Origin of the sequence: Vibrio sp. Y42_MX_L11 (assembly GCF_024181785.1) — a bacterium.
Taxonomy (GTDB): domain Bacteria; phylum Pseudomonadota; class Gammaproteobacteria; order Enterobacterales; family Vibrionaceae; genus Vibrio; species Vibrio diabolicus.
Map to the genome: position 1 here is coordinate 71,379 of NZ_JAMZAP010000023.1, position 10,228 is coordinate 81,606.

13 protein-coding genes are annotated in these 10,228 nt (G+C 47.0%); 8 read left to right on the forward strand and 5 right to left on the reverse strand.

Translation table 11 applies throughout. The features are described from left to right. Nucleotides 1-18 precede the first annotated feature (18 nt). Together fmt and def are read right to left on the reverse strand one after the other, a co-directional pair. Nucleotides 19-966, reverse strand: coding sequence for a methionyl-tRNA formyltransferase (gene fmt / locus NL643_RS19575; protein ID WP_104974655.1), 948 nt, complete (start codon nt 964-966; stop codon nt 19-21). Between the two features lie 33 nt (nt 967-999). Beyond that, on the reverse strand, nt 1,000-1,518 hold the full coding sequence (gene def, locus NL643_RS19580; protein ID WP_005379068.1) for a peptide deformylase: 519 nt from the start codon (nt 1,516-1,518) through the stop codon (nt 1,000-1,002). 138 nt (nt 1,519-1,656) lie between these two features. On the opposite strand from def, the gene NL643_RS19585 reads away from it, so the two are divergent. The 4 genes from NL643_RS19585 (at nt 1,657) to NL643_RS19600 (ending at nt 4,977) form a co-directional block, all read left to right on the forward strand. Beyond that, entirely contained in the window at nt 1,657-2,751 is a 1,095-nt protein-coding gene (locus NL643_RS19585; RefSeq protein WP_253645011.1) for a LysM peptidoglycan-binding domain-containing protein, read from the forward strand. After that, nucleotides 2,735-3,847 (forward strand): DNA-processing protein DprA, encoded by a 1,113-nt coding sequence (gene dprA, locus NL643_RS19590; RefSeq protein WP_253645012.1) that lies wholly within the window; start codon nt 2,735-2,737, stop codon nt 3,845-3,847. The genes NL643_RS19585 and dprA overlap by 17 nt, the downstream gene beginning before the upstream one ends. 2 nt (nt 3,848-3,849) lie before the next feature. Further along, entirely contained in the window at nt 3,850-4,329 is a 480-nt protein-coding gene (locus NL643_RS19595; protein ID WP_005379074.1) for a DUF494 family protein, read from the forward strand. A 78-nt stretch (nt 4,330-4,407) separates the two neighbouring features. Continuing rightward, nucleotides 4,408-4,977 carry a type I DNA topoisomerase gene (locus NL643_RS19600; protein ID WP_253645013.1) on the forward strand — a complete coding sequence of 190 codons (570 nt, stop codon included), beginning with the start codon at nt 4,408-4,410 and terminating at the stop codon, nt 4,975-4,977. Between the two features lie 69 nt (nt 4,978-5,046). Here NL643_RS19600 and NL643_RS19605 read toward each other — a convergent pair whose 3' ends face one another. Continuing rightward, a complete protein-coding gene (locus NL643_RS19605; protein WP_253645014.1) occupies nt 5,047-6,174 on the reverse strand; it encodes a 5-(carboxyamino)imidazole ribonucleotide synthase in 1,128 nt (375 codons plus the stop codon). 4 nt (nt 6,175-6,178) lie between these two features. Further along, complete coding sequence (purE, locus tag NL643_RS19610) at nt 6,179-6,664, reverse strand: 5-(carboxyamino)imidazole ribonucleotide mutase (protein WP_134648207.1); 486 nt, start codon at nt 6,662-6,664, stop codon at nt 6,179-6,181. Nucleotides 6,665-6,863: 199 nt separating this feature from the next. On the opposite strand from purE, the gene NL643_RS19615 reads away from it, so the two are divergent. The 4 genes from NL643_RS19615 (at nt 6,864) to NL643_RS19630 (ending at nt 9,588) form a co-directional block, all read left to right on the forward strand. Then, nucleotides 6,864-7,421, forward strand: coding sequence for an L-threonylcarbamoyladenylate synthase (locus NL643_RS19615; RefSeq protein ID WP_015297509.1), 558 nt, complete (start codon nt 6,864-6,866; stop codon nt 7,419-7,421). A gap of 47 nt (nt 7,422-7,468) precedes the next feature. Beyond that, nucleotides 7,469-8,386, forward strand: a complete 918-nt coding sequence (gene hemF / locus NL643_RS19620; protein WP_253645015.1) for an oxygen-dependent coproporphyrinogen oxidase — start codon at nt 7,469-7,471, stop codon at nt 8,384-8,386. A 101-nt stretch (nt 8,387-8,487) separates the two neighbouring features. After that, nucleotides 8,488-9,321: a shikimate dehydrogenase gene (aroE, locus tag NL643_RS19625; RefSeq protein ID WP_020904438.1), complete on the forward strand. Its 834-nt coding sequence runs from the start codon at nt 8,488-8,490 to the stop codon at nt 9,319-9,321. Nucleotides 9,322-9,324: 3 nt separating this feature from the next. After that, nucleotides 9,325-9,588 carry a DUF1488 domain-containing protein gene (locus NL643_RS19630; RefSeq protein WP_012841273.1) on the forward strand — a complete coding sequence of 88 codons (264 nt, stop codon included), beginning with the start codon at nt 9,325-9,327 and terminating at the stop codon, nt 9,586-9,588. 7 nt (nt 9,589-9,595) lie between these two features. On the opposite strand, the gene NL643_RS19635 is transcribed toward NL643_RS19630, so the two are convergent. Beyond that, nucleotides 9,596-10,144 carry a gamma carbonic anhydrase family protein gene (locus tag NL643_RS19635; RefSeq protein WP_005394003.1) on the reverse strand — a complete coding sequence of 183 codons (549 nt, stop codon included), beginning with the start codon at nt 10,142-10,144 and terminating at the stop codon, nt 9,596-9,598. Between the last annotated feature and the right edge of the window lie 84 nt (nt 10,145-10,228).

A 10,228-nucleotide genomic window follows, 5' to 3' on the forward strand; every position in this document is an offset into this window, starting at 1 on the left:
AATAACCCCTAGTATGGCTTAAACCAGCAGAGTGCCGACTTCAAACCAAGCAGCACGTGAGTTCAGAATATCCTGAACTGACATGGCTTTTTTGCCAGGAACTTGCAGTTGCTCTAGCACCAGTACACCGTTACCTGTCGCAACATAGATACCGGTTTTATCTGCTTGCACGATGGTGCCGGCTGGCTTGTCACTGGTTTGCTCTGCCACACGGCTTTGCCATACTTTGATGCTGTTTTCTGCCGCCTCAAAGTGGCTCATTGGCCATGGGTTAAATGCACGAACGCAGCGCTCAATGTGCGCCGCATCGTCGTTCCAGTTGATGCGTGCTTCTTCTTTGCTGAGTTTTTTCGCATAGTTCGCTAGCTCATCGTCTTGCTGCACTGGCACTGCTTTACCCGCAGCAATGTCTGCTAGGCAGTCAATCAGGGCTTCTGGACCAAGCTCCGCCAATTTTTCGTACATTGAAGCGCTGGTATCTGTCGCTTCGATTGGCAGAGTTGCAATCTTCAGCATATCACCAGTGTCGAGACCGATGTCCATCTGCATGATGGTCACGCCAGTTTCTGCATCGCCCGCCCAAATAGAGCGTTGGATTGGAGCCGCACCACGCCAACGAGGTAGGATAGAACCATGTACGTTGATACAGCCCAGTTTAGGGGTATCAAGAACCGCTTGTGGCAGGAGCATACCGTACGCCACGACAACCATGAGATCGGCGTTCAGGTCGGCAAGTTCTTGTTTCGCTTTGTCGGACTTAAAGCTTTCAGGTTGGTAAACCGGGATGTTGTGTTCCAGTGCCAGTTGTTTTACCGGTGGCGCAGCCAATTTCTTGCCACGACCCGCTGGACGATCTGGGTTTGTGTAAACCGCGATGACTTCATGCTCCGAAGACAACAACGCCGCCAAGTGACGGGCGGCGAAATCCGGAGTACCTGCAAAGACAATACGTAAAGACTGACTCAAGGTAGGCTTCCTTCTAATTGGTATGGTTCGAGATTAAGCGTTTTGCTGCTTCTCGTTAAAGCGTTTGATTTTTGCTAGCTTGTCCTGAATGCGTTTGCGTTTCAGTGGCGATAGGTAATCCACGAATAGCTTACCTTGTAGGTGATCAAGCTCGTGTTGAACACAAATCGCTAGCAGGTCGTCGGCTTCAAAGGTGAACTCTTTGCCATCACGATCCAGTGCTTTAACGGTAACTTCTGCAGCGCGAGGCACAAGTGCGCGTGCACCTGGTACCGACAGACAGCCTTCTTCGATGCCATCTTCGCCACGCTTTTCCAGAATCTCAGGGTTGATTAGCACCATCGGCTCATCGCGAGTTTCTGAAATATCAATCACTACGATACGTTTGTGGATATCAACCTGCGTTGCAGCAAGGCCAATACCTTCTTCGTCGTACATGGTTTCAATCATGTCATCGACGATTTTTTGAATCTCAGGCGTCACCGCTTCAACAGGCTTTGCGACTGTGCGCAGGCGATCATCCGGGAATGTTAATACTTGTAATACAGACATATTCACTCGAAATATTGAACTGTGCCGAAACAGCACAAACCTTGTTGGCTCAATTCTAGACATTTTATAGCCTAAATGACAGCATCCTTGCACCAATTTCCATTCTGGTTCCTGCTTAATAGACCAAGGACGAGGGTCATGAATCGAATTTTCCGCAACGTTGCCAGTGTTACGTTGCCGTTACTTTTCTCTTTCAACGCTGTAGCAAATGTGGATGCAAACCCACTGACTGTTAAAGATGATGCGCCACAAACATATGTAGTCGTGAAGGGCGATACGCTATGGGATATTTCGGCCATGTACTTGGATAGCCCGTGGTTGTGGCCTCGTTTATGGCAAGTAAACCCGGAAATCGACAACCCTCATTTAATTTATCCCGGAGATAAGCTGTCTTTGGTGTGGATTAACGGTCAGCCCGTGTTGAGCCTAAAACCAGTTAAGAAGCTTAGCCCGAAAGCACGCATCACGGAAAAGAAAGCAGTACCAACGGTCGCGGAAGGTTTGGTGATGCCGTACCTCAAATCGGATCGGTTGCTAGATAAAGATGCGTTGAACAGTGCAGCAAAAGTGATGGGTAGCAGCAAAGGCAGTAAGTATCTGACGGCAGAAGATGTGCTGTACATCGATGGCAAGCAGACCGCTACAGGCTGGGCTATTTACCGACCGGTAGAAACCTTTTCGCGTGACGATGTGTCTAAAGAGATCACCGCGCTGCGTTTGATAGCCAAAGGTGAGCTCGTTGAAGCTTCGAGCGATTATTCTGGTTTGAAGATCACTTCTCAATTGCAAGAAATCCTGCGTAACGATATCGCGTTGCCAAATCAATCAGTCGAGAGCACTGACTTCACAACAACGTTCTACCCGCTGCCGTCGCCACGAGACAGCTCTGCAAAGTTGCTAGGCAATATCGAAGGTATTCGCTTTAGCTCAACCAACCAGGTCGTGGTAATTGATAAAGGCACGTCAGACAATCTGAAGCAAGGCAGTGTGTTTGATTTAAAAGAAGACGCGCACCCAGTTTACAAAGACGGCGATGAGTTCAAGAAAGAGTTTGGTGTCCTCGATAAGAAAATAACCTTACCTCAACGCAAGGTTGGCGAGTTGCTGGTCATTCGTCCTTATGAGTACTTTAGCTTGGCGTTGATCACAACCAGCACTAAACCCATCAATAAAGAGGTCTCTGTGGTTTCGCCTCTGACGCAAGAGCCGACCACCAATGAAACCACGCAATAACGACAGTGACCTTGCTGCCTGGTTAAAACTGAGTTGTTTACCAGGCATTGGCGGGGTCAAAATGAATAAGCTACTGACAAGAGACACGCCGCGTAACATCGTAAACTTCTCTCCCGAACAGCTACAACAACTTGGGTTAACAACTAAGCAAATTCAAGCTTGGGCTTCAACAGATAAAGAAGTTGATGCCTGTTTAAGTTGGTTTGAGGCTTCTACAAATCATCATATCCTGACACTGACTGACCCGCGTTATCCACCTCAACTCAAACAAATCGTTGCACCGCCACCTCTACTTTTTGTTCAAGGAAACCCTACTTGTCTCTCTCAGCCACAAATCGCGATGGTTGGCAGTCGAAATGCGAGTATTGATGGATTACAGCATGCACGTCAGTTTGCTGCAGAGTTTGTTCAGCACGATTTTATTGTCACCAGTGGTCTCGCTTTAGGCATTGATGGTCATGCGCATGATGGTGCGTTGCAAGCGGGTGGTAAGACGATTGCGGTGCTAGGATCTGGTTTAGCAAATATTTATCCAGCACGTCATCGTAGTTTAGCGCAACGTGTTATTGAACACGGGGCTTTGGTGTCTGAGTTTCGGCCTAATGCCAAGCCGCGCCCAGAAAACTTCCCGCGTCGTAATCGTATTATTAGTGGATTATCGCTTGGTGTACTGGTCGTCGAGGCGGCGAAAAAGAGCGGCTCGTTAATTACAGCTCGTTACGCGCTTGAGCAAGGTCGAGAAGTATTTGCGCTGCCAGCGTCAATCAATGCCCCCAATGCCTGCGGTGGAAACCAGTTGATACGTCATGGCGCTTGCCTCGTAGAAAAGACGAAAGATGTCTTAGATGAAATACAGTCCTTGTTTGATTGGTCTATTAATCAGAGTACCGATTTATTTTCTACGTTAAATGATGAAGAAGAATTGCCATTTCCTCAGCTGTTAGCTAACGTAGGAAGTGAAGCTACACCGGTTGATATTCTTGCAAACAGGACCAATATACCTGTCCAGGAAGTCATGATGCAGCTCTTAGAGTTAGAACTCTCTGGGCATGTCGTTGCGGTTTCAGGTGGCTATATTCGAAAGGGGAGGGGCTAGCTATGATGATGGATATACTGATGTATCTATTCGAAACCTACATCCATAGCGATGCAGAGTTACAGGTCGAACAAGACGAGTTGGAAGAAGAGTTGCTCCGTGCGGGCTTCCAACAAAAAGATATCTACAAAGCCCTTGTCTGGTTAGAAGAGCTTGCCGCATTGCAGCAAAGTGACACCTCTTCTGCAATCTCGACTTGCATGGCTTCGTCATCAACTCGTATCTACACAGCGAAAGAGATGCAGCGTTTAGATTTGGAATGCCGAGGGTTTTTATTGTTTCTTGAGCAAATCAATGTGTTAACCACAGAAACTCGCGAAATGGTGATTGACCGAGTGATGGGTCTAGAAACGAGCGAGTTTGAGCTTGAAGACCTCAAATGGATCATTTTGATGGTGCTGTTTAATGTGCCTGGTAATGAAAACGCTTATACGCTAATGGAAGAGCTGTTGTACACCAAGGAACAAGGGATTCTTCACTAACCCAATCTAGGCAAGTTCGAGTTTAGCTAGCAAGAACGCGAGCTTGTCTTTTGGTGTGTTTTTCACGAAACGGTAAGTATGAGTAGTAAAATCGACAACACCCTTTTCTCTGCCCATGAACACGCATTGGAACACGAGCCGTGTCCTAAATGTGGCAGCGAGTTGACCCTCAAACATGGCAAACACGGTCCCTTTCTTGGCTGTAGCCACTATCCAAGCTGTGATTACATCAAAGCCCTGCACAATAATGATGGCCACATCGTCAAAGAGCTTGGCGTTCCTTGTCCAGATTGTGGTAACGAGTTGGTATTACGCCAAGGGCGTTATGGCATGTTTGTTGGTTGCAGTAACTATCCGGTTTGCCATCATATTGAGTCGATTAATCAACCTGAGCCAGAAAAGCAGCCGCAAGAGCAACACGCGTGTCCTGAATGTGGTAAAGGTCATTTAGTTGAACGTAAGACGCGCTTTGGTAAAACTTTCTACGCATGTGATAACTACCCTAAATGCAAATTTGCAGTGAATCTCCCTCCGGTTAAAGGGATATGCGAAGAATGTGGTTTTACGTTGTTGGTGGAGAAGAAACTCGCCAGTGGTGTGAAATTGCAATGTGCCAACCGTAAGTGCCAGCACACTCAGCAAGGGTAAATACATCAAAGGAATTAAAAAGGGTCGCATCGTGCGACCCTTTGTGGTTTTTGGGGCTAGATTTTAGCGTTATGCTTGTTTCGCAAACTCGTGCACGGCTGGGAATGCCATTGGATCTAAGGCATCCGCGAGAGCGCACAACCTGCGGTGCAATTCTCCTGGGTAGTCACCACATACGTTGATGTGACCCATTTTTCGCCCTTCACGCTTCTCTTTGCCGTACCAATGGATGTGACAACCATCCATGGCGAGAAGCGCTTCTGGCAACGTATCTTCACCAAGAATATTCACCATCGAGGTTTCGCGAATCAGTTTGGTGCTGCCTAACGGCAAGCCGCACACGGCGCGCAGATGGTTCTCAAACTGACAAGTTTCTGCACCTTGCTGTGTCCAGTGGCCAGAGTTGTGTACGCGTGGGGCAATCTCATTCACTAACAGTGTGCCCTCGACATCAAAGAACTCCAGCGCTAACACGCCAACGTAATTCAAGCTGTTGGCAACGGCAGTGAACATCTGTTTTGCTTGCTCTTGCAACTCTGGTGCATCAATAGCAGTAGAAAAGCTCAATACACCATTGGTATGAACGTTTTCTGCTAGAGGGTAAACTTCAACACTGCCGTCTTTGCCGCGGGCACCGACTAACGATACTTCACGGTTAAATGGTACAAACTCTTCAGCCACAATCGCTTGAGTAGGTGTTGCCGCGATGCACTCTGCCATCTCAGTCCAAATGTCGTCGACTTGAGAAGCGTCTTTTAAGCGCCATTGACCTTTACCATCGTAACCACCCAATGCACTTTTCAGAACCATTGGCATACCAACGTGTTCAATTGCGCGCTCAAAGTCTTCACGAGTTTCAATCACGTAGTATTTCGCGTTGCGCACGCTAGCATCATCAAGCAGTGCTTTTTCAATACGGCGATCACCACCTGCTTTGATGGCTTGCGTACTTGGTAGGAACTTGCCGCTCGCTTCGCAAACCTTGAGCACGTCATGTGGAATATGCTCGAACTCGGCAGTAATCACATCAACTTGCGTAATCGCATTTTCCAAGCCATGGCCAAGTACCTGTTGAGTTAAAGGGTGAACGACATCACCGCTGCTGACATCGTAAGCTGAAATTTGAATATTCAGTGGCGCACCAGCCAGAGACATCATTCGAGCCAATTGACCAGCACCAAGAACCAGTACATGCATCTGATTAATCCTCTGCAGGGTTTGGATTTGCGAGAACTGTTTCCGTTTGCTCATTACGGAATGCTTCTACCTTCGCCATGATGTTTTCATCATGAGTGCCTAGGATTTGCGCTGCTAGGATACCTGCGTTTGCTGCGCCCGCTTCGCCAATCGCTAATGTACCAACCGCAATTCCCTTTGGCATCTGTACAATAGAGAGCAGTGAATCCATACCTTTCAGTGCACGAGACTGAACGGGAACACCAAGCACTGGCAAACTAGTAAACGCCGCAGCCATACCTGGTAGGTGGGCTGCACCACCTGCACCGGCGATGATCACTTTGATACCACGTTCTTTCGCGCTGCTGGCGTAGTCTGCCAGTAATTGAGGAGTTCGGTGTGCTGATACGACTTTTGTTTCGTAAGGTACGCCAAATTGGTCTAGCATGTCTGCTGCTAGTTTCATGGTTGGCCAATCGGATTTAGAACCCATGATGATACCGACTTTCATCTCAAACTCCTTCAAGCTGCAAAATTAGGTGAGCTGATAAATTTGTGCGCATTATACGGGGATTTTTATCTCAAGCAAACGTTTGCGTCTTGTTGTTGATGCTATTGATACATTTTATAAAAAAATTGCTTTAGTGTCTGAGAATGAATATTTGTACACTTAGTGAAAATAATACAGTCAGACAATCAGGAAGTAATCGGTGGATAACTTTGAACAAGTGCTCAACGCACTACAACAAGGCGAAGTGATTGCCTACCCAACAGAAGGGGTTTTTGGTGTCGGATGCGATCCAGATAACCCAGAAGCAATTCAAAAACTACTGGATCTCAAGCAGCGTCCGGTGGAAAAAGGGCTGATTCTGATCGCCGCAAGTTATGAGCAGCTCTTGCCATATATTGATGAATCTCAACTGACTCCAGAACAATTAGCGACCGTTCATGCAACTTGGCCTGGCCCATACACTTGGATCATGCCAGCGAGCGATAAAGTCTCCAACTGGGTTTCAGGACAGTTTGATTCAATTGCAGTTCGTGTGACTGATCATCCTTTGGTTCAAAAGATGTGTAATGCATTCGGAAAGCCGTTAACCTCTACCAGTGCGAATCTTTCCGGCTTGCCACCGTGTATGACCACGGAAGAGGTAGAGCAGCAATTGGGTGACAAGCTGGTGGCCATTCTTCGTGGTGAAACCAGCGGCCGTGATAAACCCAGCGAGATTCGTGACGCCAAGACTTCACAAATATTAAGACAGGGCTAACCCTGCTTGCCAGTCATCAACCGGTATCACGTAATAGGTAATAACGTATGTCAGCAATCGATAAGTACGCCGTAAAGCAGTTCCTGATGTCACTTCAGGACTCCATTTGTCAGCAGTTAGAACAAGAAGATGGAAAGGCCGTCTTTTTCGAAGATGCATGGCATCGTGAACCGGGCGAACGTCTTGGTGGCGGTGGGCGCTCACGTGTTCTGCGTGATGGTCTTGTTTTCGAGCAAGGTGGGGTGAACTTCTCGCATGTGGAAGGGAAAGAAATGCCAGCATCTGCGACGGCTCATCGTCCGGAGCTAGCTGGTCGCCGCTTTGAAGCGATGGGGGTCTCTTTGGTTATCCATCCCAAAAACCCTTACGTCCCAACTTCTCATGCGAATGTGCGTTTCTTTATCGCAGAGAAAGAGGGTGAAGACCCAATTTGGTGGTTTGGTGGTGGTTTCGACCTGACTCCTTTCTATCCTTTCGAAGAAGATTGTCAGTCATGGCACGATACAGCTAAGGCCATCTGTGCCCCATTTGGTGAAGACGTGTATACCGAGCACAAAGCGTGGTGTGATAAGTACTTCTTCTTGCCACATCGAAACGAAACTCGTGGCGTTGGTGGTTTGTTCTTTGATGATTTGAATCACTGGGAGTTTGATAAGTGTTTTGATTACATCAAAGCGGTGGGTGAAGGCTATTGCCAAGCTTACTTGCCGATCGTGTCTCGTCGTAAAGACATCGAATATGGCGAGCGTGAACGTGAATTCCAACTTTACCGTCGTGGTCGTTATGTTGAGTTCAACTTAGTGTACGACCGTGGCACTTTATTCGGTTTACAAAGTGGTGGGCGTACCGAGTCGATTCTGATGTCGATGCCGCCGTTAGCGCGATGGGAGTACCGCTACGAACCAGAAGCAGGAACGCCTGAAGCCGAACTTTACGAGCGATACCTGAAACCACGCGAATGGTAAGCACGGAATCTCCTTTTCTATATAGATAGATAGTGATAGGGTCATCTGTAATCAGATGGCCCTGTTTTCTCTATATCTAAGTAAGGAATAAAGGTAAGGACATGACCCCGCAAATCGATCGTTACGCCGTGTTTGGTAACCCTATCGGGCACAGCAAGTCGCCATTTATCCATACACTCTTTGCTCGTCAAACGAATCAGTCCCTTACATACACCGCAGAGTGTGCGCCTGTGGGTGGATTTATCGAGGCAGCGAAAGCATTTTTTGCTGACGGCGGCAAAGGCTGTAACGTGACCTTGCCTTTTAAAGAAGATGCCTATCAATTTGCCAGCCGTTTGACCGAGCGTGCTCAGCTTGCTGGAGCAGTGAATACACTTAAGAAGCTTGATGATGGTGAAATCATTGGTGATAACACTGATGGTGCAGGCTTAGTGCAAGACTTGTTGCAACATCAAGTCGTTTTAGAAGGCGCACGCATCCTGATCATAGGAGCTGGTGGTGCCGCTCGAGGAGTGATTAAACCATTGCTCGATCAAAAACCAACATCTCTAACGATAACTAATCGTACATTTTCCAAAGCCGAAGAATTGGCAGAATTGTTTTCTGCGTATGGCCCTGTTAAAGCAAAAGAGATGAATACCATTGCTGAAGAGTTCGATGTCATAATCAACTCTACGTCTGCATCATTGAGTGGTGAGTTACCTGCGATCTCTTCCTCGGTGTTCGCCGCCAATAGTACAAGCTACGACATGATGTATGGCAAAGGTGATACCACATTTAACCAATGGGCTAAGCAACACGGTGCGGCACATGCTTATGATGGTTTAGGTATGTTAGTTGGCCAAGCTGCTGAGAGTTTTATGTTATGGCGCGGTCTTCGTCCAGGCGCCAAACAGATTTTGCGTGAATTAAGAAAGAACCTTGAAGGTCAATAAGCGATGAATCAATCCATTTTATTCCCAGACATGCAATCATGGGATGAAGTATCACAATCAGTAAACTTTGCGGCGCAACAATCAGGCGCACTAATAGAATGCTTTGTGACGAAACAAAAGTTAGAAAAGTTATCTGGCTCAGAGTTAGATACGGAGCAGGCCGTGCTCTCTGCTTTTATTGACTACCGATTTGATCTGGAAGAAATAGCAGAAGAGTTAATAGAAGATGAAGCCTTCAACGAAGAAGGCCATATTATCATCGGCTAATAGACCTTTAGTTCAAGTCTTCTACTTCATGTAAGTAGTCGTTTTTGTTTTGAACATAGTTATTGGCAGACTTTTGCAAAAAAGCTCGTTCTGTCTCTGATAGAGGGCGAGCTTGTTTTACTGGACTACCGACATAAAGATAACCGCTTTCTAATCTCTTTCCTGGCGGTACTAAACTGCCCGCTCCAATCATCACCTCTGATTCAATAACGACAGCATCTAAAACAATCGCCCCCATACCAACCAATACACGATCGTGTATCTCACAACCGTGCAGCATCACTTTGTGGCCAATCGTAACGTCATTGCCAATAATAAGTGGATAGCCGTTTGGGTTTTCGGCGTTCTTATGGGTGACATGCAAAACACTGCCATCTTGAATATTAGTTCGATCACCAATGTGAATGTGGTTCACATCGCCTCGTGCCGCTACTAATGGCCAAATGCTAGAATCGTCCCCAATACGGATATCTCCGACTAACACTGAGGTTGAGTCAACGTAAACACGCTCACCAAGTTGGGGCTTTATACCTTTGTAGCTTCTAATTGAGCTCATCTTTTCTCCTTATTAGGGGCGATTACTGGGGACATGGAGGTAGAATAGTAGTGAAAACTCGCCTTTTAGAATAAAAAACACCCA

What these genes read in the sequence shown, in the direction of transcription:
- def (WP_005379068.1), bottom strand. Translation starts at nt 1,518, where the DNA reads ATGTCTGTATTACAAGTATTAACATTCCCGGATGATCGCCTGCGCACA.
- NL643_RS19585 (WP_253645011.1), top strand. Translation starts at nt 1,657, where the DNA reads ATGAATCGAATTTTCCGCAACGTTGCCAGTGTTACGTTGCCGTTACTT.
- dprA (WP_253645012.1), top strand. Translation starts at nt 2,735, where the DNA reads ATGAAACCACGCAATAACGACAGTGACCTTGCTGCCTGGTTAAAACTG.
- NL643_RS19595 (WP_005379074.1), top strand. Translation starts at nt 3,850, where the DNA reads ATGATGATGGATATACTGATGTATCTATTCGAAACCTACATCCATAGC.
- NL643_RS19600 (WP_253645013.1), top strand. Translation starts at nt 4,408, where the DNA reads ATGAGTAGTAAAATCGACAACACCCTTTTCTCTGCCCATGAACACGCA.
- NL643_RS19605 (WP_253645014.1), bottom strand. Translation starts at nt 6,174, where the DNA reads ATGCATGTACTGGTTCTTGGTGCTGGTCAATTGGCTCGAATGATGTCT.
- purE (WP_134648207.1), bottom strand. Translation starts at nt 6,664, where the DNA reads ATGAAAGTCGGTATCATCATGGGTTCTAAATCCGATTGGCCAACCATG.
- hemF (WP_253645015.1), top strand. Translation starts at nt 7,469, where the DNA reads ATGTCAGCAATCGATAAGTACGCCGTAAAGCAGTTCCTGATGTCACTT.
- aroE (WP_020904438.1), top strand. Translation starts at nt 8,488, where the DNA reads ATGACCCCGCAAATCGATCGTTACGCCGTGTTTGGTAACCCTATCGGG.
- NL643_RS19630 (WP_012841273.1), top strand. Translation starts at nt 9,325, where the DNA reads ATGAATCAATCCATTTTATTCCCAGACATGCAATCATGGGATGAAGTA.
- NL643_RS19635 (WP_005394003.1), bottom strand. Translation starts at nt 10,144, where the DNA reads ATGAGCTCAATTAGAAGCTACAAAGGTATAAAGCCCCAACTTGGTGAG.